The following is a 22,009-nucleotide window of genomic DNA, read 5'->3' as shown; positions in this document are numbered from 1 at the left end:
ATATTACAAATTTGTTATTTTTAATTTAAAATTCAAACTTCAATGAAATAAATCTATTTTTTAATTCCTTCATAATTAATATTTCATCCTGAACTGAATCTGCATCATAAGTAACAGAAAAACGCAAATAAGAACCACAATCATCCCAAGGTACAGTAGAAACTAGAAGATTAGACAAGATGAAAGTAGAAGCATCTTCTGCACTATTAAATTTAATTCCATTTTTTACTCCTTTAGGTATTGGAGCATATAAATAGAAACCACCTTTAGGTTTAGTTACTTTAAAACCAATTTCTTGTAGAGTATGTGTAAGTAAATCGAGTCTTCTAGAGTACCTATCAATATTAATATCTACTAAACTACTGTTATCAAGAGCAAAAGCACCAGCCTTTTGAATAGCCCTAAATTGTCCAGAATCAGTATGAGATTTTATTGTGCTATAAAGCTTAATAAAATTCTCTGAACCTACTACAAAGCCAAGCCTCCATCCAGTCATATTAAAAGATTTTGATAAAGAATGAACTTCAATACACACATCCATACTACCATCAATAGAAAAAATACTCAGTGGCTTATAATCGTCATAAGTTAAATGAGCATAAGCCATATCAGACACTACTAAAATATTATTTTCCTTAGCAAATCTAACAATATTTTCATAAAATTCATAGTTTGCAACTTGACCGGTAGGGTTATTAGGATAATTAATATAAAGCAATTTTGTTTTTCTTAATATATAATTTGGAATATTAGTTAAGTCAGGAAAAAAACAGTTCTTATCAGAAAGAGGAAGAGAATAAACTTCTCCACCTAAAAATTTAGTATAAGTGCCAAGAGTTGGATAGCTAGGTATTGGCATAAGGCATATATCTCCAGGATTAATGAAACATATTGGAATCATGGCTAAAATAGATTTAGAACCAATACCGTGCATAATATTCGATGAAGTAAGACCTTTAATATTGAAAATTTTATCCATATATTTTGAAGCAGCATCTTGAAATTCGAGTATACCATTATCTGCGTAAAATCTATTGCTAGGATCTCTAGCTTCAGTATATAAGACATCACTTATTCTTTCGTTAGCCATTTTATCTGGTTCGCCAACACCTAAATCAATAAGTGGTAAAAAGGGATTTTTGCACATAGCCTCTTTAGTTAATATTTTTATTTTTTCGAATTTGTAGAGCCTTTTATTTGACTCGAAAAAAGAAGAACCACCAAAACGATTAGCTACTAAGCTGTCTAAAAACTCCATTAAAATTCCTCCTAAATATTAATATGGTATATTATATTAAAGTTAATTAGTATTAGATACAAAAATAGATATAAATTAATTATTACTAAATCAAGTAAAGTATATATTTTATGCTATAATTTAAAATATATAGAAAAATCTATATATTTTTAAAATTGAAGGGGGGGGGATAATGTGTTGATAAAAATAAAAATAAACAACACATTAGTTAGTGTTGAAGAGGGTACGACAATAATGAATGCTTGCAAAAAAATAGGAATTGAGTTACCTAATTTTTGTAATGACGATAGATTAAATCCTAGTGGACTTTGTAGAATGTGTGTAGTCGAAATCTCCGGTATTAAAAATTTAGAAGTAGGTTGCGGTACATTTGTAAGAGAAGGTATGGAAATATACACAAATAGTCCAAAAGTAAGAAATGAAAGAAGACAAATATTAGAACTTATGGTATCAGATCATCCATTAGAATGTACAACTTGTGTAAGAACGAGAACTTGTAAACTTCAAGAATATACTAATCTATATCTACATAATTATACTCCAAAGTTTGAAAACAAACCAAAAGAATCATCAATTGATGACAGCAATCCATTTTATTATTATGACCCAAATAAATGTATACTTTGTAAAAAGTGCGTAAGAGTATGTGATGAACTTCAAGAAGTAGCTGCTATATCAGCAGTTGAGAGAGGTAATAATACAGTAATTGCGCCATTTTTTAAAGAATCATTGAATGACTCTAGTTGTGTATCATGCGGAAACTGTGTTTCAGTATGTCCAGTTGGTGCATTAGTTCCAAAAAATGCTGAGTTTTACAATACAGAAAAAGTAAAGACAACATGCTCCTATTGTGGGGTTGGATGTCAATTAGAATTATCAGTTAAAGACGAAAAGGTAGTTGGAAGTCAACCGGTAGAAGATGCTGTAAATGACGGGTTACTTTGTGTAAAAGGTAAATTTGGATATAAATTCATAAATCATGAGGATAGATTAAAAACACCTTTAATAAAAAGAAATGGTAAGTTTGAGGAAATAACATGGGATGAAGCATATGAATATATTTTAGATAATTATAATAAAACTAAGACTAACTATGGAAGTGATGCATTTGCAGGATTATCATCAGCAAGATGTAGTAATGAAGAAAATTACTTATTCCAAAAAATGATAAGAGCAGTAATAGGAACTAACAATGTAGATCACTGTGCACGCCTCTGACATAGCTCAACAGTTGCAGGTCTTGCAACTACATTAGGTAGTGGAGCTATGACAAATAGCATAGAAGAAGTAAATAAACTAGAAAGTATTTTTGTGATTGGTTCAAATACAACAGAAAATCATCCAGTTATAGGAACTAAAATAAAACAAGCCGTAACAAAAGGTGCAAAATTAATAGTAGCAGATCCTAGGAGAATAGAATTAGCAGATAGAGCAGATGTATTTTTACAAATAAACCCAGGTACGAATGTAGCGTTATTAAACACAATGATGAATGTAATAATAAGTGAAGGATTACAAGATATAGAATACATAAAAGAAAGAACAGAAAATTATGAAGCATTAGTAGAACTTGTTAAAGACTACACTCCTGAAGAAGGAGAAAAAATATGTGGAGTACCAAAAGAAGATATAATAAAAGCTGCTATAATTTATGGAGAAGCAAAAAAAGCTGCAACATTCTACTCAATGGGTATTACTCAGCATTCTAAAGGTACGCAAAATGTTATGAGTGTATCAAATTTAGCTTTACTTTGTGGAAATATAGGTTCAGAATTTAGCGGTGTAAACCCACTTAGAGGACAGAATAATGTTCAAGGTGCTTGTGACATGGGAGCTTTACCAAATGTATTTACAGCATATCAAGCTGTAAATAATGAAGATAATGTTGAGAAATTTGAAAAAGCTTGGAATACCAAACTATCTAGAACAGTTGGATTAACAGTACCTGAAATAACACATGAAATAGGTGAAGGTAATATTAAGTTTTTATATATAATGGGAGAAAATCCTATGATATCTGATCCTGATATAAATCATATAGAAAAAGCACTTAAGAAGCTTGATTTCTTAGTTGTGCAAGATATATTTTTAACAGAGACAGCGCAAATGGCTGATTTAGTGTTACCAGCAGCATCATTTGCAGAAAAAGATGGAACATTTACAAATACAGAAAGAAAAGTTCAAAGAATAAGAAAAGCTATAGAACCAATTGGAAACTCAAAACCAGATTGGATTATACTTATGGAAGTTATGAATAAGTTAGGATATGATAAGATATACAATAATCCAAGGGAAATAATGAATGAAATTAGAAGTTTAACTCCTTCTTATGGAGGAATAAGCTATGAAAGAATAGAAGATGATGGATTACAATGGCCATGTCCAACATTAGATCATCCAGGAACTAAAATACTTCATGTAGATAAATTTGCTATAGGAAAAGCGAAGTTTATTCCTTGTGATTATACATTAAGCTTTGAAGGAACTAGCGAAGAATATCCATATGTTCTTGTAAATGGTAGAATACTGTATCATTACCATACTAGAACAATGACAGGAAGAGTAGAGGGGTTAAATGAAAAAGCTCCTCATTCATATATAGAAGTAAATCCAATTACAGCTCAAAAACTTGGATTTAAAGATAATGAAAAAATAAAAGTTTCATCAAAACGTGGAGAGATAGAAACATATGTAAAGATAACAGATATAGTAGAAGAAAATGTATTCTTTATGCCATTCCATTTTGCTGATGGAGCTGCAAACTATTTGACAAACACAACATTAGATAGTATAAGTAAGGTTCCAGACCTTAAGGTATGTGCTATAAAGGTAGAAAAAATAAAGCAAAGTGAAACTGTATTAGCTTAATAAGAATTCCTCAACTGAAAGGAAGAAAGACATGAACAATACTAGAAGTGCTATTATTCTAGCTGGTGGCAAAAGTTCTAGAATGGGATTTGATAAACAATTTATAGAGATTAGAGAAAAAAGGCTAATATGCGAAATTGGTAAGAATTTAGAAAAATATTTTGATGATATTGTTATTGTAACTAACAAAAGAGAATATTATGAAGATAGCAAATACAAGATTGTAAGTGACAAAATAAAAGGAATGGGCCCGCTAGCTGGAATAGCAGTGGGTCTAAATGAAAGTATTAGTAAATTTGTTTATATAATAGCATGTGATATGCCTAATATAGATGAAAGATACATAAAATATTTAAAGAATAAAGTAGAAAATGACATTAATGTTAATAAAGAATGTGATGTATATATTTCTAAGTTGAATAATAAAATAGAACCTTTTCAAGGGTTTTATAAAAAAGAACTTGGAAATGAAATTAACAATTACTTAAAAACTTCTGATAAGAAATCTATAATAAGTTTTTTTGAAAGAAATAATAAAAGAATTTATTATCTAGAGGATATTAAGTTTATAAAAAATCACTTCAACTACAATATGTTTATAAATATAAATACAGAAATGGATCTAGAATTATATAAAAGGGAAATTGGTATATGAATTCAATAAAAGAATATAGCATTCAAAAATATGAAAACGAAAAGTTGGAAAGAGTAACTGATAGTATAATTATAGAATACTTATATACTATATTTTTAGATAAAGAGCAGTATATAACTTTAACCTGTACTCCAAAATCTTTAGAAGAGCTTGCAATAGGTTTTTTACACTCTGAAAGTATTATAGAAAAAATAGAAGATATAAGTAGTATACGAGTATATGAAGATAAAGGGTATGTAGACATAGAACTAAAAAATAGAGAGTTGCTAGAAAAGAAGACTAATAAAAGACGAATAATTACATCAGGGTGTGGAAAAGGTAGTATTTACTATGATGAACTAGATAATTTAAATCTTAATCAATATTATGAGAATAAAAAAATAAATTATTCTTTAGTTACTGATATTATGAATGAATTTAATAAAAAATCTGAACTATTTAGGAACACTGGAGGAGTGCATAGCGTAGCTCTTAGTGATTTAAATGAGATTATATTTTTTGAAGAAGATATAGGAAGGCACAATGCTCTAGATAAAATAATAGGTAAGAGTATAGAAAATAATATTGATGTTAAGGATAAAGCAATATTAACAAGTGGTAGAATAACTTCTGAAATTGTTCTAAAATGTGCAAAATTAAATATTAATTGTATAATATCTAGATCTGCTGCTACTAATGTTGCTATTGATTTAGCTAATATATTGAATATTAACTTGATCGGATTTGTTAGAGGTAAAAAAATGAATATATATGTATAGGTTATACTAGTATTAAAAATATATATTAGTAATGTGAAAGTCTATAGATTGTAAAAATCACAATCTATAGACTTTTATAATTAATAATAGAATTATAAAGTTAAAAAAGTAATAAATTTTAATGATTAAATTAAAATGGAAAATGTTTACAAATTTATAGTAATCGTTTACTATAAAAGTATAGAGATATCTTAAAATACAATATAAGTTAATTGAATTAATTTAATAATATATTGAAAAAGCTTAATTTTATTAAAAAGAACAAGAAAACTAAATAGAAAACATTTACTGTTAAAATATTATAAGGGGGTTAATAGTAAGTTATGGAGGGGTATAAGATGATAAATAAATTAAAAGTAGATTTTAAAAACATATTTGATAAAGACTGCGAAAATGTATTCTTCTCACCAGGTAGAGTTAACTTAATAGGAGAGCATACTGATTATAATGGGGGACACGTATTTCCATGTGCATTATCATTTGGAACTTATGGAGTAATAGCTAAGAGAAATGACAAAAAAATAAGAATGCACTCTTTAAACTTTGAACATATAGGAATAGTAGAATTTGACATAAAGCAAATAAAATATGATAAAAACCATGACTGGGTAAATTATCCCAAAGGTGTAATAAAAGTATTCCAAGATAAAGGATATGAAATAGAACATGGATTTGACTTATTAGTATTTGGAAATATACCTAATGGAGCAGGGCTTTCGTCTTCAGCTTCACTAGAATTACTTATGGCTGCCATATTAAATGATACATTTGAATTAAATATAGATATGGTGGACATGGTTAAATTCTCACAAGAAGCTGAAAATAAATTTATAGGTGTTAACTGTGGAATAATGGATCAGTTTGCTATAGGTATGGGGAAAGATAGATGTGCAATATTACTTGATTGTAATACCTTAAAATATAGATATAGCGAAATAAATATGGATGGATACTCTATAGTAATTGGTAATACAAATAAAAGAAGAGGCCTTGCTGATTCTAAGTACAATGAAAGAAGAAGTGAGTGTGAAAGAGCACTTGCTAATATTCAAATTAAATTAAATATAAAAGCTTTAGGAGAATTAACTGAAGAAGAGTTTGAAATAAACAAAGAGCTAATAGAAAATGAAATAGATAGGAAAAGAGCTAAACATGCTGTTTACGAAAATCAAAGAACTTTAAAAGCAGTTAAAGCACTAGAAGAAAATAACTTACATTTATTTGGTCAATTAATGGTTGGTTCACACGTATCATTAAGAGATGATTATGAAGTAACAGGCATAGAACTAGACACATTAGTTAATATAGCTTTAAATCAAAAAGGGGTAGTAGGTGCACGTATGACTGGAGCAGGATTTGGAGGTTGCACAGTAAGTATAGTTAAAGATGAAAATGTTGGAGACTTTATAGAAAATGTAACAAAAGGATACGAAAAAGAAATAGGGTATGCACCTACATTCTATGTAGCAAATATATCAAATGGGACTAGAAAATTAGGATAGATTTAAATATATACAATTAGGAGGGAAATAGTATGTCAGTATTAGTTTGTGGTGGAGCAGGTTATATAGGTAGTCATACAGTACATCAACTTGTAGCAAATGGAGAAGATGTAATAGTAGTAGATAATTTACAAACAGGTCATATAGATGCAATTCATAAAGACTCTAAATTTTGTCAAGGAGATATAAGAGATAAAGAATTTTTAAGAAGTGTATTTTCAGAAAATAAAATAGAAGCAGTTATACATTTTGCAGCAAACTCTTTAGTTGGTGTAAGCATGACAGAACCACTAAGTTACTTTGATAACAATGTATATGGAACTCAAGTATTACTTGAAGTAATGGTGGAATTTAATATAAATAAAATAGTATTTTCCTCAACAGCAGCAGTATATGGTGAGCCAAAACAAATACCAATACTTGAGACTGATATAACTAATCCAACAAACACATATGGTGAAACTAAGCTTATCATGGAAAAAATGATGAAGTGGACTGATATGGCTCATGGAGTTAAGTATGTGTCATTAAGATACTTTAATGTAGCAGGAGCTATAGAAGGAGGATATATAGGAGAAGATCATACTCCAGAAACTCATCTAATACCTTTAATACTTCAAGTACCACTTAAAAAAAGAGAACATATAACAGTGTTTGGTGAAGATTATGACACTCATGATGGAACTTGTATAAGAGACTATATACATGTAATAGATTTAGCAAATGCTCATATAAAAGCACTTAACTATCTAAGAAAAGGAAATGAAAGTAACATATTTAATTTAGGCAGTGGAAATGGATTTACAGTAAAAGAAATGATAGAAGCAGCTAAAGAAGCTACTGGTAAAGAAATAAAAGTTGTAATAGGACAGAGGAGAGCTGGAGATCCAGCAAAACTTGTGGCATCTAGTCAAAAGGCAAAGGAAATATTAGGATGGACTCCTCAGTTTGATGATGTGAAAAAAATGATAGGTGATGCTTGGAAATGGCACAAAAATCATCCACAAGGGTTTGAAAACTAGGAGGGTTCTATGAATATAAATTATGAAGTTAACAGACTGATAAATTTTGCCCTACAAAATAATTTAATAAATAAGTTAGATGCAGTATATGCATCTAACCTAATTCTTGAAGTACTAGAGTTGAATGAATTTGAAGAGGTAGAAGTAAATGAAACTTTAAACACTCCAACATCTATACTTGAAAATATATTAGATTATGCAGTAGAAAAAGGTATGATAGAAAATACAATTACAGAAAGAGATTTATTTGACACAAAAGTAATGAATTGTGTTATGCCGAGACCTTCTGAAGTTATAAGAACTTTTAATGAAAAGTACAATAAAGACAAAAAAGAAGCTACAAAGTATTATTACAATATGAGTATAGCTTCAAATTATATAAGAAAAGATAGAACCGATCAGAATATAGTTTGGAAAACACCTACAGAATATGGAGATTTGGATATAACCATAAACCTATCTAAACCAGAAAAAGACCCAAGAGATATAGCAAAGGCAAAACTTATGAAAGCTACTTCTTATCCAAAATGTCTACTATGTAAGGAGAATGAAGGATTTAAAGGCAATATAAACCATCCTGCTAGACAAAATCATAGAATAATACCTATGGAATTTGCTGGAGATAAGTGGTTTTTACAGTACTCACCATATGTATACTACAATGAGCATTGTATAATACTTAATGCTAAGCATATTCCTATGAAAATAACTAAAAAAACATTTGCAAATTTATTAGGGTTTATAGATCAATTACCTCACTACTTTGCAGGCTCAAATGCAGATTTACCTATAGTTGGAGGTTCGATATTATCACATGACCATTACCAAGGTGGAAACTATACTTTTGCAATGGAAGTAGCTCAAATAGAAGAAACTTTTAACATAAACGGGTTTGATAAAACCAAAGTAAGTCGTGTAAAATGGCCAATGTCAGTAGTAAGACTTAATGGAGAAAATAAAGAAGAAATCTTAGATTTAGCAGACCATATCTTAAACTCATGGAGAAGCTATTCTGATGACTCTGTAGAAATAATAAATGAAACTAATGGAGAACCTCATAATACAATAACACCGATAGCTAGAAAGATAGGTAACGTATATGAGCTTGACCTAGTTTTAAGAAACAATCGCACAAGTGAAGAACATCCAATGGGTATCTTCCATCCTCATAATGAAGTGCATCATATAAAGAAAGAAAATATAGGTTTAATAGAAGTTATGGGGCTTGCAGTTCTTCCAGCAAGGCTTAAAGAAGAGTTAAATACTTTAGGAGAACTTTTAGTGCAAGGTGTTGAAAGTATAGATAAAAATGAAGTTTTAAATCATCATGCGTCTTGGTACAAACAAATAAGAGATAATTATACTGATATAACTACTGAAAATGTAGAAAATATTTTAAGAGATGAAGTAGGAAACAAATTCTCTACAGTACTAGAACATGCTGGGGTGTTTAAACGTAATGAAGTGGGAATAGCAGCATTTAATAAGTTCATTAAATCTCTATAGGAAAGAAGGTAATTATGAAAGCAACTATAGTAGAAGTAGCAAAAGCCGCTAATGTATCTGTAGCCACTGTGTCTAGGGTGATAAATGGAAATTATCCAGTTAAATTAGAGACTAAAGAAAAAGTATTAAAAATAGTAGAAGAATTAAATTATACACCTAATACACAGGCAAGAGATTTAATTAAACAGCAGTCTAGTACTATAGGTGTAGTAGTTCCAAGTATAAGTAATATGTTCTTTCCAAGTGTAATAAATGGAATTGAAAGTTATTTTGAAAAAACGGAGTTTTCTATAATTCTTTGCATAATGGATAGTGATAAAGACAAAGAAAAAAATAGAATAAATGAGCTTATGTCTAGAAATGTAGCAGGAATAATTGTAATAGATCCAACTACAGAAAATTCTAAATCTAGCTTTTTTAACAACATAGCTAAGGTAACACCAGTAGTATTTATTAATGGATATACTAATAGCCCAAATATATCATCAGTAGCTAATGATGAGGAAGTTGGTGCTAGAATAGCTATGGATTATCTTATGGAAAATGGACATAAAAACATTTTGTTTATAAGAGGAGAAAAAAGTTATTCTTATGATGTAAAAGAAAAAGTATATAGAGAAATGATGAATGAGATAAATAACTTAAAAGAAGAATACATAGTAAACATTGGAAAAGGGAATAGTGCTCAAACTGTAAACCAAACTATGGAAGAAGGAATAAAAATATTAAATTCATATCCAGAAATAAGTGGAGTATTTGCGTGCAATGACCTTATGGGTATAGGTATAATAAATGCTTGCAAAAAAAATAATAAAATAATTCCTAAAGATTTGTCTATAGTTGGATATGATAATATAGAGTTAGGTGAAATGGTAGAGCCAAAACTTACTACAATAGATCAAAATATGTTTTTATTAGGAGAAAATTCAGCAATACTATTAAAAGAAAAAATAGAAAATGGAAATAAATATAGTAAGAAAATACTATTAAATAATAGTCTTATAAAAAGAGATACATAAGTTTTAATTACCTCATTCGCTCATGATTAGTAGACTGGAGAAATACTAACTAAATATGTAAGGGGGTTATCATGAATAATTACTGTATTAAAGATATTGATTTTGATGATATAGAAGAAGCTTTAGAATTGGTAAAAAATGTATTTATGGAGTTTGATGCTCCAGACTATAGTAAAGAAGGGGTGGATGAATTTATAGTTCAAATTATTGAAAGTAAAGAGTTTATTAATAAATTTAAAACAGGAGAACAAATAATGATAGGAGCTTTCTATAATAATAAAATTATTGGGGTGTTAGCGATTAGCATAAGAAATCATCTATCACTTGTTTTTGTAGATAAAGAATACCATAGGAAGGGTATTGCGACAAAATTATTTAATGAAATTTTGAGTAGATTAAAGTTAAAAAACATAGATAAAATCAGGCTTAATTCATCTCCTTACGCAATACAATTTTATAAGAAAATAGGCTTTATTGCTACCGATATAGAGCAAATTAAGAATGGAATAAGATACACACCGATGGAATTTACATTACCAAAATAAGTATTATATTAGTCTAAAAAAAGACACAATGAAGGTATAGTTAATGAGCGAGGATGATAATTATATAAGTTGTACCGACAATGCAGCTTGACTGCCTGGAGGTAAACTTATATAATTATTATCTTCGCAGGACACCTTTACTTTGAATTACCTTTTTTAAATACTACGTCTACTAACATACCTTCTTTTAATTCCTTCGGTTTAATATTTATATTAAACTTTCTTTTGTAATCTCTTATAGTAGTAAGATTTTGACTTGTAACTATAGAGATAGCATCACCTTTTCTGTTACCTCTAGCGGTTCTACCACATCTATGAACATATTCATTCATACTTGCAGGGAAGTCTAAATTGAATACGTGAGTAATATCCACTATATCAAGTCCACGAGCAGATAAATCAGAAGAAACTAAGATCTTAGATTTTCCTAATTTAAAAGCATTAAGAGCATTCTTTCTGTCTTCTTTAGTCATTCTACCGTATATTCCGACTGCTTTATAGTTATGATGATTTAATTTAGTAGTTATCATCTCAATACTATCTTCATCATTTACGAATATAATGGCTCTTTTTGGATTAGTAGCAGCGATAGACTTTCTAAGTAAAGTGAATTTATCTCTTCTATCACCGTACAAATACATATGATTTATATTAGGATTTATAAGTAACTCTTCATTACTTTTAATAATTTCAGGTTCTTTCATTATTTCATTACAAATATCGATTGTAGAGTCATTTAAGCTAGCAGAAAATCCTAAAACTTGTCTATCTCTTAAAGTAGATTTAATAATATTTTTAACTGCTGAAACATTATTTCCGCTAAGAAGACTATCTACTTCATCTAAAATTATTGTTTTTATAGTATGAGCTTTTAATTTTCTTTGAGAAATTAAATCTAAAACTCTACCACAAGTACCTACAACTATATGAGGTTTTATAGCTTTTATATTTTTTATTTGTTTTTGTATGTTAACTTCACCTATTAAAGAGAAAGAAGTTACTTCGATATTTGAATTAGCTGATAGAGTTTTTACTTGATCAACTATCTGCATAACTAATTCATGAGTAGGAGCAAGTACTAAAACTTGCGTTTCTCTCTTTGAAATATCTATTTTTTCGAACATAGGAAGTAAGTATGCTAAAGTTTTACCGCTTCCTGTTTGTGCATTAACTAACAAGTCCTTGTTATCTATTATTTTATTTATAGATAAATTTTGAACTTCTGTAGGTTGTGTTATGTTTTGTTTTTTTAAACCTTCAATAACATTAGGGTTTATATTTAATTCTTTAAATGTAGTCATTTAGGTACTCCTTTGTTTATATAAAATCTATATATCATTATACACTTATTATTTAAATTTTAATAGAAAACAATTCAAAGTAATTATAAATAAAAGGAGTTTATAGAATAAAATATGGGTAAAATTATAATAAAAATAGAAAAAATGCATTAGGAGGACGAAATGATTAAAAATAAAGTTGTTATAGTAGGAACAGGTATGGTAGGAATGAGCTATGCTTATTCTATGTTAAATCAAGGTACTTGTGAAGAACTAGTTCTAATAGATATAGATAAAAAAAGGTCGGAAGGTGAAGCTATAGATTTAAATCATGGACTTTCTTTTGCTCCTAGAAAAATGAAAATTTATGCAGGAGACTACAGTGATTGCAAGGATGCCTATTTAATATGTATAACAGCTGGTGCAATACAAACACCAGAAGAAACAAGACTTGACCTATTACATAAAAATACTAAAATAATGAAATATATAGTAGAAGAAATAAAAAAATCTGGATTTAAAGGGATTTTATTGATTGCTACAAATCCTGTAGATATAATGACTTATATAGCGTGGAAATTATCAGGATATGATAAGAATAAAGTGATTGGTTCAGGTACAACGTTAGATTCATCAAGGCTTAGATACACTTTAAGTGAAATATTAGATATAAATCTTAAAGATATAAATGCATATGTAATGGGAGAACATGGAGATTCACAATTTGTCGCTTGGAGCTATGCACTGTGCGGGGTTCAACCAATATACCAAATCGCTGCCAAAAAAAATACACTTATAACTTTTGAAGATTTATCTAAAATAGAAGATGAAGTAAGAAATATAGCTTATAAAATAATTGATTGCAAAAAATCTACGTATTATGGTATAGGAGTAGCATTAGCAAGGATAACAAAGGCAATATTAGAAAATGAAAATAGTGTTTTAACTGTTTCCTCTTATTTAAAAGGAGAATATGGTCATGAAGATGTGTATATATCTGTTCCTAGCATTGTAAATAAAGATGGAATAAGAGAAGTTATACACCTACCTTTAGCAGAAAATGAAAAAATAAAATTAGATAAATCTATAGAAATAATGAAAGAAAATATAAATAAACTTAACTTTTAGAAGGAAAAAGAGCCATAGAATTATAGTAATATACTATAATTTTAGGGCTCTTTTTAACATATGAAATTGACAAAAATAAACAAAAGATTTACAAAAACAAGTAAAATATGCTAAATACCTATATAAAATCAAGTCAAAAAGATAAAAATTTAACAAAAACTAAGGAAATTAATTATTTTACCGTTAATTAACATTAATGTAACGTAATTTTAAAATTTTATTAATACTATATAATTAACAAAAACACTTAAAGACGATACTTAATAAGAATTTTAATTTATTTAAAAGTAAGAAGATAGAGGATGGGAGAAGGGTTATGAAAAAAGAAGAGGTAGGCTATGTCATTGATACAAAAGGTGAAATTGCAAAGATAAAAATAGGAAGACACAGTGACTGTAAAAATTGTGGTTCTTGTCCAGGTAATGATTCTCTTATCTTAAACGTAAAAAACCCAGTAGGTGCTGAAATTGGTCAGAAAGTATACTTTGAAACTAAGGGGTCAAAAATGTTAATTTCAGTGTATATCGTATATATTCAACCTATACTGCTAGTTTGTCTAGGAGTATATATAGGTTATTTAACAGCAAATAACTTTAATAAACCAGTAGCGTTTTATGAATTAATATTTGGGGGAATGTTTTTCATATTTTCATTAATCATCATAGGAGTTGTAGAGAGAAGGCTTGCTAATGATAAAAATAGTATGCCTACTATAACAAGAATAGTATCCTAATTGGAAAAAGTCTTAGGATAAATTTACCATAGGCTATAAATCCAAATTATATAAATTATATTTATAGTATATTAAAAAAAAGAGGTGTTACAATGTTAAAAACTTTTCGCGGGGGTATACATCCAAAAGATAGTAAAACCCTAACTAGTAATTGTCCTATAGAAATTGCACCAATTCCACAAAAAGTTATTATACCTCTTAGACAACATATAGGAGCAATGGCAACGCCAGTAGTCAAAAGAGGGGATATAGTAAAAAAAGGGCAATTAATAGCACAAAATCAAGGATTTGTATCAAGTAATATTCATACATCGATATGTGGGATTGTAGTGGATATATGTGATTATAACCACGGAACATTTGGAAAATGTTTGTCAGTAATTATTGAAAGCAATGGAGAAGATGAGTGGTGTGAAGGAATACCTTTAGAAAGAGATATGAGTGCATTATCAGGAAAAGATATTGTTAAAATTGTTCAATCTCTAGGTATAGTAGGGTTAGGTGGAGCAACTTTTCCAACCCACGTTAAATTGCAACCAGGGGAAGTAAAATTAGACACATTAATATTAAACGGATCAGAATGTGAGCCATACCTAACTGCAGATTATAGAATAATGCTAGAGTGGGCAGAAAAAGTAGCTGAAGGTATGAAATTGACAATGAAAATATTAAATGTAAAGAAAGGCTACATAGGAATCGAAGATAACAAACCTGAAGCTGTAGTAGAAATGAAAGAAGCTATAGAGAATATTTGTAAAGCTGATGGATTAAATATTGAGGTAGTAGCATTACCAACGAAATATCCTCAAGGTGCAGAAAAAATGTTAATAAAAGTATTAACAGGAAGAGAAGTTCCATCAGGTGGATTGCCAACAGATGTAAAAGTAGTAGTACAAAATGTAGGAACTGTAGTAGCTATATACGATGCAGTTGCAAAAGGAATACCACTAGTAGAAAGAGTAGTAACAATAAGTGGAGGAGCTATAAAAGAACCTAAAAATATGCTTCTTAGAGTAGGGACAACATTCGCAGATGCAGTAAATTATTGTGGAGGATTAACTTCAGAGCCGAAGAAGATTGTAATGGGTGGACCAATGATGGGATTTGCACAGTATACTTTAGACATTCCAATAGCAAAAGGAACTTCTGGAATACTTGCATTAACAGAAAAAGAAGTAAATAGCGGAACAGTTTATCCTTGTATAAGATGTGGTAGGTGCTTAGAAGCTTGCCCAATGGGGTTAGTTCCATCAATGTTTGCTAATTTAGCTGATAAAGATGCATTTTTAGAAGCGAAGGAAGATTACAATCTTCTAGATTGCGTAGAATGTGGAAGTTGTTCATATGTATGTCCTTCAAAAAGAAAAATCGTTCAAGCAGTAAGATATAATAAACTACAATGTGTATCAGCAGCGAATAAGAAATAAGAAGTAAGGGGGGAAGATTATGAATACAGTATCAGCATCTCCACATATTAGTTCTAGCGAAAGTGTACCTAAGATAATGTGGAGTGTAAGTTTAGCTTTAGCACCTGCTACGTTATTTGGTGTATTTTACTTTAAAACGAATGCCTTAATGGTAATTTTGGCGAGTGTTTTAGCTGCTGTAGCTACAGAATATTTAGTTCAAAAGTTTAGAAAAATACCTGTAACGGTAAATGATGGGAGTGCATTTTTAACAGGATTATTATTAGCATTGTGTTTACCACCTGAATTGCCTCTATATATGGCAGCATTAGGATCAGTAGTAGCAGTTGCAATAACAAAACATTCTATGGGTGGACTTGGTCAAAATATATTTAACCCAGCACACATAGGTAGAGCGGCTATTATGGTATCATGGCCAGTAGCAATGACTACATGGACTTCATTAACAACATCAGCGGATGTAGTTACAACTGCAACACCACTTAATATATTAAAAATGCAAGGTTATGATGCTTTAATTAATACTTTTGGGTCTAATATAGATTTATATAAAGCATTATTATTAGGAAGTAGAAATGGTTCAATAGGTGAAACTTGTACAATATTACTAGTATTAGGTGGAGTATATTTAATATACAAAAAGTATATAAATTGGCAAATACCAGTAGTTATGATTGCTACAGTTGGAGTTTTAACTTGGATATTTGGGCCAAATGGATTTTTTACAGGAGACCCAGCATTCCATATGATGGCAGGCGGTTTGGTAATAGGAGCATTCTTTATGGCAACAGATATGGTAACTATACCTATAACTAAAAAAGGTCAAATAATATTTGCTATAGGCTGTGGATTAATTACAACTATTATAAGATTAAAAGGTGGTTATCCAGAAGGTGTATGTTACTCAATATTATTAATGAATGCATTAACACCACTTATAGATAGACTTACTAAGCCAACTAAGTTTGGATCAAAGGAGGCTGTATAATATGTCTGTAGAAAAAAAAGAATATAGCATATTTGAAATCGTAGCTAACTTAACAATCGCATGTTTTATATCGGGGCTAATTATAGCTTGTGTATATTTCGTAACAGCTCCAGTTTCTGCAAGAAACGAAGTAATACTAAAAGAACAAGCAATGAAAGAGCTAGTATCAGAGGCTACGAGCTTTAAAGAAATAAAAAATGAAAAAGATTGTTATGAAGCTAAGAAAGGTAATAAAACGATAGCTTATGTATATCAGTCTGAAAGTAAGGGGTATGGTGGAGTTATTAAATTAATGGTCGCTGTAGACTCTAAAGATACAGTAATTGGTTATAAGATATTATCACATAATGAAACACCAGGTCTTGGAGATAAAGTTGCAAAGTCACCATTTAAGGATCAATTTAAAGGAAAAACTATAGAAACTTTAGCAGTAGTAAAAAACCCATCAGATAAAAAAGATGTGCAGGCGATAACAGGAGCAACAATTTCATCAAGAGCAGTGACAAAAGGGGTAAAAATAGCAGTTGATGAAGTTAACGATTATATAGGAGGTAAGTAAGATGACTGGTAAAGAGTTATGGAAAGTGTTTTCAAAGGGAATATATGATGAAAATCCCGTATTTAGACTAGCTCTTAGTTTATGTCCTGCTCTTGCAGTAACATCAAATGTTGCAAATGGTCTAACAATGGGATTTTGTGTTATGTTTGTTATTACAGCAAATAACGTAGTAGTATCTCTTACAAGAAAATTTGTAAACCCAAAGGTACGTGTTCCTGTATATATAACATATATAGCGACAATAGTTACAGTAGTGCAGTTAGTTTTAGAAGCATATTTCCCTTTATTGTATAAAGATTTAGGTATATATTTAGCTCTAGTAGTTGTTTTCGCAATAATACTAGCTCGTGCAGAAGTATTTGCATCCAAAAATACAGTGTTTCCATCATTTTTAGATGGGCTTGGTATGGGGTGTGGATTTACTTTAGCATTGTTAGCAATATCAATAATAAGAGAGCTTTTTGGAAATGGAACAATACTTGGAATGACAGTACTGGGATCATGGTACAATCCAGCATTAATAATGATACTACCTCCAGGAGCCTTTATATTAATAGGATATATCATAGGTTTAATGAATATGCGTGACGCAAAAAAAGCAAGATGAGTCATATAGTGGTGTATAAAGAGAGGTAGGTGTAATTAATGAAAGAGTATTTGATACTGTTTGTATCAACAGTATTAGTTAATAACTTTGTATTGACAAGATTCCTTGGACTTTGTATATTCTTCGGAGTTTCAAAAAATTTAGGTGCATCTTTAGGTATGGGAATGGCTGTAACATCCGTAATGACTTTAAGCTCGATACTTGCATGGTTAGTATATAATTTTATATTACTTCCGTTGAATTTGGTATTTTTAAAGACTATAGTATTTGTACTTCTAATAGCCAGCTTCGTTCAGCTATTAGAAATGACCATAAAGAAGTTTGCGCCAACACTTTATGGAATGTGGGGGATATATTTATTATTAATTGCAACTAACTGTGTTGTTTTAGGAGTGCCTTTAACAAATGCAGAAAGTAATTATGGATTTATGATGAATGTAGTTTCAGCACTAGGTTCAGGGTTAGGTTTTGCTCTAGCTATAACGCTTATGGCTAGTTTAAGAGAAAAGTTAGCTTACGCAGATGTACCAAAGCCACTACAAGGAATGGGAGTAGCTTTTATACTAGCAGGGATGTTAGCTTTATCTTTCTTAGGTTTTTCAGGAATGATATAAAGAAAATAAGGACTTTCTAAAGGGGTGAAATATATGGAATCTGCCATAATGATAGTAGTATTAATGACATCGGTAGGTCTTTTCTTTGGGCTAGTACTTGCAATTGCGAATAAAAAATTCGCTGTTGAAACAAATCCATTAATTCATATCGTCGAAGACATATTGCCAAAAGGGCAATGTGGAGCTTGTGGCTATGCTGGTTGCTTAGCTTATGCTGAAGCAGTAGTATTAGATGAAAATGTAGCACCAAACTTATGTATACCGGGAAAAGAGTTAATTGCAAATATGGTTGCAGAATTAACTGGTAAAAAAGCAGAAGAAATAGAACCTAGATATGCATATGTAAAGTGTAGTGGATGCAAAGAAAAAGCCAAAGAAAAATATAACTATGAAGGTATATCAGATTGTATTAGTGCAAATATGGTTTTAGGTGGATCAAAAGAATGCTCTTATGGATGTCTAGGTCTTGGAACTTGTGCAAAAAAATGTCCATTTGAGGTAATAGAAATGGGAAGTGACAACTTACCAGTAGTGAATAAAGAAAAGTGTACGGGTTGTGGCAAGTGCGAAACGATTTGTCCAAAATCTGTTATTTCAATGATACCAGCGGAATCTAAGATTGAGGTAAACTGTAATAACAAGGATAAAGGTGCAACTTCTAAGAAAGTATGTACAGTTTCATGTATAGGATGCGGAATATGTAGTAAAAACTGTGAACATGAAGCTATAAAAGTAGAAAATAATTTGGCAATTGTAAATCATCAGATATGTATAGAAAAATGTGGTGAAGCTAAATGTGCGGCTAAATGTCCAACAAAGGCAATTGGAAAGTTAGTAGAAGAAAAGTCAGCAAGTACTAATGAAGGATAAAATAATCTAAAAAATAAAATAAAAGATGGCATAAACTACAAAAATAATTGGTTTATGCCATCTTTTATTTTAAAAGTACAAATAATACAAAATTGTTGCAAAAATAACAGAATATAGTATATTATGGAGTAATGCTTAATTAAAATTTAGGAGATATACTATGATTAAAATCACTAAGAAGAAAAAAGCTTTTATACAATATGTATTTTTATTGTTTTTAATAGCAATTACAACTTATTTAGTATCAACTACCTTAGATATTAGCTTAATACCTCAGATTGTAAAGGTAGTTAATAAAAAGTATATAATACTAGGGGTTTTATTAATATTAATATATATACTATTAGAATCTTACATAAACTACTTAATAGTAAAGTCTATAGAAAAAACTAAAATTAAAGGAATTGGATTTAAATTAGCTACAATGGGACTTTATTATAACTTAGTTACACCGTTTGCATCAGGGAGTCAACCTATGCAAGTTTATGCTCTTACAAAGTATAATGTTAAGTTTAGTAAGTCGGTTGCTATCGTAACCAACAAGACGATAATATTTCAGCTAGTTGTAACGATTTATAGTGGATTTTTAATATTATTAAACTTAGATTTATTAAAAGCAGAAATACATTCAATTTTAATACTAATTACTATTGGAATGACTATAAATATAATAAGTTTATTAGCAGGAATATTAATTATGTTCAATCCTAATAAAATGAAAATTATAGCAGGATTAATTATAAAATTCTTATGCAAATTTAAAATATTTAAATTTTTAGAGGATAAAAAAATAAAAATAGATGAAATGATAAATAAATACCACCAGTCAATTATGATGTTTATAAAAGATAAAAAAAGTTTGTTTTTAAGCTTTATAATGACATTTATACAGTTAACTGTATTTTTTAGTATATCCTATTGCGTATACAAAATGTTTAATTTAAAGGATTTAAGTTATATTAAAATGTTAACATTACAGGTGTTTTTATATATGTCAGTTTCTCCAATACCTACACCAGGGAATGTAGGTGCTAATGAACTTGTATTTTTAACTATATTTGCAAATGTATTTCCAAAAAAAATTATAGGATATTCTGTATTTTTATATAGTGGATTTGCTTATTATTTAATTATATTAGTGTGTGGAATTTTTACAATAATAACACATTATAATATGGAAAAACAAGATAAAACTAAAAATAAAATTTGTAGAGTTGAAATATAAATTAAGTTAAAAAAGAGTCTTTTAAATAAAAGGCTCTTTTGTGTTTAAGAATATAAAAAATCAACAATAATATTATTAGTAATAAATAATAGAATAAATGAAAAAATTATCTAAAATATAAAAAAAATATTAGTAGTAAAACAAATATATATGGACAACTTAAAAGTAAAATATATGTTGAGAAAGGAACCTGAAATGAACAAGAAAAGAGAAGAGTTAGATAATAATAAAGAAATGAAAAAACTTTTTAAGGAAAACAGTACAAAAATGGAAATTGCTAAAGAAATTCAATCTAATAAAAAAATATCAGACATAGTAGGCGAAAGGTTAGCAAAAAAGAAGCATTTCCCTCCATGTTAATATCAAATTTAGAGGAGTGAAGTCAATGAGCGACAGTAGATTTAGAAAAGGGCATTACGAAGATGCGCTACAATACACAAAAGAAATATTAAGCAGCAGTTCCTCTATAGATGAAATAATAGCAAATGCTAATATAAAAGAAGAAACAAAGGAAGAAATGGAAGATCGATTAAATAAATAGAAAAAGCGTGGTAATTTTTTTACCACGTTTTTTCTATTTTGAGTATAAATATATTGTTAAATTAAGTATAATGATTATTAGAGAGTAATTAAACATTTACGTAAAGTAATTGTTGTGGAGGGGAATATGAGAGAATTATTGGAAAGTAATCCTATTATAGGGGCAGTAAAAAATGATGAAAGTTTAGAAATAGCTGCAAAATCAGAGTGTGAGATTGTATTTTTATTGACAGGAGATATTGTTACTTTAAAACACAAAATCTCCTATTTACATAAATATGGAAAAAAAGTTTTTGTACATGTAGATATGATAACTGGAATATCGTCAAGTCCTATTATTGTAGACTATATAAAAAAAGAATTAAATTTAGATGGAATTATAACAACTAAAACGAACATAGTAAAAAGAGCAATTGAGATTGAGTTAAATGTTGTACAAAGATTTTTCTTTATAGACTCAATGTCATTAGAAAATGCTATAGAAAGCTTAAGAAAAGTAAAACCACAAGCTATTGAGATTATGCCAGGAATAGTTCCTAAACTAGTAAAGAAAATCAATAAAGTTTATCCTAATATTCCTATAATTTGTGGGGGGCTTATAGATGAGAAAGAAGAAATAATAAATGCATTATCTAGTGGTGCGATGGCAGTATCTTTAAGTAAAACTGAAATGTGGTAAGATTAAACCGTACCTTATCTACAATAATGGAAATTGATAGAATAAAAAAAGTAACTATTTTATAAGAATAGCTACTTTTTTTATTACATTTTTATTACATTAAAAATGGTCCAATAGCATTGAATAAGTATCCAGTTATAACTATACCTACAGTTACAATCGATATAAATATAACTAATAACTTAGGTTTAACAACCTTAGCTAACATTATCATAGAAGGAAGAGA

Annotated in this window: 22 protein-coding genes; 20 read left to right on the top strand and 2 right to left on the bottom strand. The window is 29.2% G+C overall.

What is annotated here, in order from left to right; translation table 11 throughout:
* Positions 1-25: 25 nt before the first annotated feature.
* Positions 26-1,258: an aminotransferase class I/II-fold pyridoxal phosphate-dependent enzyme gene (locus tag ACRC03_RS18185; protein ID WP_438654022.1), complete on the bottom strand. Its 1,233-nt coding sequence runs from the start codon at positions 1,256-1,258 to the stop codon at positions 26-28.
* Between the two features lie 177 nt (positions 1,259-1,435).
* Between ACRC03_RS18185 and fdhF the strand changes: the two genes are divergently transcribed.
* The 8 genes from fdhF (at position 1,436) to ACRC03_RS18145 (ending at position 11,133) form a co-directional block, all read left to right on the top strand.
* A complete protein-coding gene (fdhF, locus tag ACRC03_RS18180) occupies positions 1,436-4,126 on the top strand; it encodes a formate dehydrogenase subunit alpha (RefSeq protein ID WP_438654041.1) in 2,691 nt (896 codons plus the stop codon).
* A gap of 31 nt (positions 4,127-4,157) precedes the next feature.
* On the top strand, positions 4,158-4,781 hold the full coding sequence (locus ACRC03_RS18175; protein ID WP_438654021.1) for a molybdenum cofactor guanylyltransferase: 624 nt from the start codon (positions 4,158-4,160) through the stop codon (positions 4,779-4,781).
* Positions 4,778-5,539, top strand: a complete 762-nt coding sequence (gene fdhD, locus ACRC03_RS18170; protein WP_438654020.1) for a formate dehydrogenase accessory sulfurtransferase FdhD — start codon at positions 4,778-4,780, stop codon at positions 5,537-5,539. Before ACRC03_RS18175 ends, fdhD begins: the two co-directional genes overlap by 4 nt.
* Positions 5,540-5,877: 338 nt before the next feature.
* Positions 5,878-7,041, top strand: a complete 1,164-nt coding sequence (locus tag ACRC03_RS18165; protein WP_438654019.1) for a galactokinase — start codon at positions 5,878-5,880, stop codon at positions 7,039-7,041.
* A 32-nt stretch (positions 7,042-7,073) separates the two neighbouring features.
* On the top strand, positions 7,074-8,063 hold the full coding sequence (galE, locus tag ACRC03_RS18160; RefSeq protein ID WP_438654018.1) for a UDP-glucose 4-epimerase GalE: 990 nt from the start codon (positions 7,074-7,076) through the stop codon (positions 8,061-8,063).
* 9 nt (positions 8,064-8,072) lie between these two features.
* Positions 8,073-9,569: a UDP-glucose--hexose-1-phosphate uridylyltransferase gene (galT, locus tag ACRC03_RS18155; protein WP_438654017.1), complete on the top strand. Its 1,497-nt coding sequence runs from the start codon at positions 8,073-8,075 to the stop codon at positions 9,567-9,569.
* Positions 9,570-9,583: 14 nt separating this feature from the next.
* Positions 9,584-10,588: a LacI family DNA-binding transcriptional regulator gene (locus tag ACRC03_RS18150; protein ID WP_438654016.1), complete on the top strand. Its 1,005-nt coding sequence runs from the start codon at positions 9,584-9,586 to the stop codon at positions 10,586-10,588.
* A 71-nt stretch (positions 10,589-10,659) separates the two neighbouring features.
* Entirely contained in the window at positions 10,660-11,133 is a 474-nt protein-coding gene (locus ACRC03_RS18145) for a GNAT family N-acetyltransferase (RefSeq protein WP_438654015.1), read from the top strand.
* 137 nt (positions 11,134-11,270) lie between these two features.
* On the opposite strand, the gene ACRC03_RS18140 is transcribed toward ACRC03_RS18145, so the two are convergent.
* Positions 11,271-12,434 carry a DEAD/DEAH box helicase gene (locus ACRC03_RS18140; RefSeq protein ID WP_438654014.1) on the bottom strand — a complete coding sequence of 388 codons (1,164 nt, stop codon included), beginning with the start codon at positions 12,432-12,434 and terminating at the stop codon, positions 11,271-11,273.
* 162 nt (positions 12,435-12,596) lie between these two features.
* Between ACRC03_RS18140 and ACRC03_RS18135 the strand changes: the two genes are divergently transcribed.
* From ACRC03_RS18135 to ACRC03_RS18080, 12 genes are all read left to right on the top strand, one after another.
* Entirely contained in the window at positions 12,597-13,541 is a 945-nt protein-coding gene (locus ACRC03_RS18135; RefSeq protein ID WP_438654013.1) for an L-lactate dehydrogenase, read from the top strand.
* A 316-nt stretch (positions 13,542-13,857) separates the two neighbouring features.
* The gene (locus tag ACRC03_RS18130; RefSeq protein ID WP_438654012.1) at positions 13,858-14,274 is read left to right on the top strand and encodes a SoxR reducing system RseC family protein; all 417 of its coding nucleotides are present in this window, start codon (positions 13,858-13,860) and stop codon (positions 14,272-14,274) included.
* Positions 14,275-14,366: 92 nt separating this feature from the next.
* On the top strand, positions 14,367-15,701 hold the full coding sequence (gene rsxC, locus ACRC03_RS18125; protein WP_438654011.1) for an electron transport complex subunit RsxC: 1,335 nt from the start codon (positions 14,367-14,369) through the stop codon (positions 15,699-15,701).
* 19 nt (positions 15,702-15,720) lie between these two features.
* Positions 15,721-16,689 (top strand): RnfABCDGE type electron transport complex subunit D, encoded by a 969-nt coding sequence (locus tag ACRC03_RS18120; protein WP_438654010.1) that lies wholly within the window; start codon positions 15,721-15,723, stop codon positions 16,687-16,689.
* Between the two features lies 1 nt (position 16,690).
* The gene (locus tag ACRC03_RS18115) at positions 16,691-17,248 is read left to right on the top strand and encodes an RnfABCDGE type electron transport complex subunit G (protein ID WP_438654009.1); all 558 of its coding nucleotides are present in this window, start codon (positions 16,691-16,693) and stop codon (positions 17,246-17,248) included.
* Between the two features lies 1 nt (position 17,249).
* Positions 17,250-17,855, top strand: a complete 606-nt coding sequence (gene rsxE, locus ACRC03_RS18110) for an electron transport complex subunit RsxE (RefSeq protein WP_438654008.1) — start codon at positions 17,250-17,252, stop codon at positions 17,853-17,855.
* A gap of 38 nt (positions 17,856-17,893) precedes the next feature.
* On the top strand, positions 17,894-18,469 hold the full coding sequence (locus ACRC03_RS18105; protein WP_438654007.1) for an electron transport complex protein RnfA: 576 nt from the start codon (positions 17,894-17,896) through the stop codon (positions 18,467-18,469).
* Positions 18,470-18,502: 33 nt separating this feature from the next.
* Complete coding sequence (rnfB, locus tag ACRC03_RS18100) at positions 18,503-19,339, top strand: RnfABCDGE type electron transport complex subunit B (protein ID WP_438654006.1); 837 nt, start codon at positions 18,503-18,505, stop codon at positions 19,337-19,339.
* 160 nt (positions 19,340-19,499) lie between these two features.
* Positions 19,500-20,564 (top strand): lysylphosphatidylglycerol synthase transmembrane domain-containing protein, encoded by a 1,065-nt coding sequence (locus tag ACRC03_RS18095; RefSeq protein ID WP_438654005.1) that lies wholly within the window; start codon positions 19,500-19,502, stop codon positions 20,562-20,564.
* A gap of 150 nt (positions 20,565-20,714) precedes the next feature.
* Entirely contained in the window at positions 20,715-20,924 is a 210-nt protein-coding gene (locus tag ACRC03_RS18090) for a hypothetical protein (RefSeq protein ID WP_438654004.1), read from the top strand.
* A 25-nt stretch (positions 20,925-20,949) separates the two neighbouring features.
* Positions 20,950-21,105: a hypothetical protein gene (locus ACRC03_RS18085; RefSeq protein WP_438654003.1), complete on the top strand. Its 156-nt coding sequence runs from the start codon at positions 20,950-20,952 to the stop codon at positions 21,103-21,105.
* A gap of 126 nt (positions 21,106-21,231) precedes the next feature.
* On the top strand, positions 21,232-21,783 hold the full coding sequence (locus tag ACRC03_RS18080) for a glycerol-3-phosphate responsive antiterminator (protein WP_438654002.1): 552 nt from the start codon (positions 21,232-21,234) through the stop codon (positions 21,781-21,783).
* The last annotated feature ends 226 nt before the right edge of the window (positions 21,784-22,009 follow it).

This window comes from Romboutsia sp. (assembly GCF_051659545.1).
GTDB lineage: Bacteria > Bacillota > Clostridia > Peptostreptococcales > Peptostreptococcaceae > JBOFOR01.
Note: the sequence above shows the minus strand (reverse complement) of the source record. Positions and strands in the feature narration are given on the sequence as shown.

Bases quoted from the DNA above. Each gene is read 5' to 3' on its own strand.
- ACRC03_RS18185 (WP_438654022.1), bottom strand. From the start codon at position 1,258: ATGGAGTTTTTAGACAGCTTAGTAGCTAATCGTTTTGGTGGTTCTTCT.
- ACRC03_RS18175 (WP_438654021.1), top strand. From the start codon at position 4,158: ATGAACAATACTAGAAGTGCTATTATTCTAGCTGGTGGCAAAAGTTCT.
- fdhD (WP_438654020.1), top strand. From the start codon at position 4,778: ATGAATTCAATAAAAGAATATAGCATTCAAAAATATGAAAACGAAAAG.
- ACRC03_RS18165 (WP_438654019.1), top strand. From the start codon at position 5,878: ATGATAAATAAATTAAAAGTAGATTTTAAAAACATATTTGATAAAGAC.
- galE (WP_438654018.1), top strand. From the start codon at position 7,074: ATGTCAGTATTAGTTTGTGGTGGAGCAGGTTATATAGGTAGTCATACA.
- galT (WP_438654017.1), top strand. From the start codon at position 8,073: ATGAATATAAATTATGAAGTTAACAGACTGATAAATTTTGCCCTACAA.
- ACRC03_RS18150 (WP_438654016.1), top strand. From the start codon at position 9,584: ATGAAAGCAACTATAGTAGAAGTAGCAAAAGCCGCTAATGTATCTGTA.
- ACRC03_RS18145 (WP_438654015.1), top strand. From the start codon at position 10,660: ATGAATAATTACTGTATTAAAGATATTGATTTTGATGATATAGAAGAA.
- ACRC03_RS18140 (WP_438654014.1), bottom strand. From the start codon at position 12,434: ATGACTACATTTAAAGAATTAAATATAAACCCTAATGTTATTGAAGGT.
- ACRC03_RS18135 (WP_438654013.1), top strand. From the start codon at position 12,597: ATGATTAAAAATAAAGTTGTTATAGTAGGAACAGGTATGGTAGGAATG.
- ACRC03_RS18130 (WP_438654012.1), top strand. From the start codon at position 13,858: ATGAAAAAAGAAGAGGTAGGCTATGTCATTGATACAAAAGGTGAAATT.
- rsxC (WP_438654011.1), top strand. From the start codon at position 14,367: ATGTTAAAAACTTTTCGCGGGGGTATACATCCAAAAGATAGTAAAACC.
- ACRC03_RS18120 (WP_438654010.1), top strand. From the start codon at position 15,721: ATGAATACAGTATCAGCATCTCCACATATTAGTTCTAGCGAAAGTGTA.
- ACRC03_RS18115 (WP_438654009.1), top strand. From the start codon at position 16,691: ATGTCTGTAGAAAAAAAAGAATATAGCATATTTGAAATCGTAGCTAAC.
- rsxE (WP_438654008.1), top strand. From the start codon at position 17,250: ATGACTGGTAAAGAGTTATGGAAAGTGTTTTCAAAGGGAATATATGAT.
- ACRC03_RS18105 (WP_438654007.1), top strand. From the start codon at position 17,894: ATGAAAGAGTATTTGATACTGTTTGTATCAACAGTATTAGTTAATAAC.
- rnfB (WP_438654006.1), top strand. From the start codon at position 18,503: ATGGAATCTGCCATAATGATAGTAGTATTAATGACATCGGTAGGTCTT.
- ACRC03_RS18095 (WP_438654005.1), top strand. From the start codon at position 19,500: ATGATTAAAATCACTAAGAAGAAAAAAGCTTTTATACAATATGTATTT.
- ACRC03_RS18090 (WP_438654004.1), top strand. From the start codon at position 20,715: ATGGACAACTTAAAAGTAAAATATATGTTGAGAAAGGAACCTGAAATG.
- ACRC03_RS18085 (WP_438654003.1), top strand. From the start codon at position 20,950: ATGAGCGACAGTAGATTTAGAAAAGGGCATTACGAAGATGCGCTACAA.
- ACRC03_RS18080 (WP_438654002.1), top strand. From the start codon at position 21,232: ATGAGAGAATTATTGGAAAGTAATCCTATTATAGGGGCAGTAAAAAAT.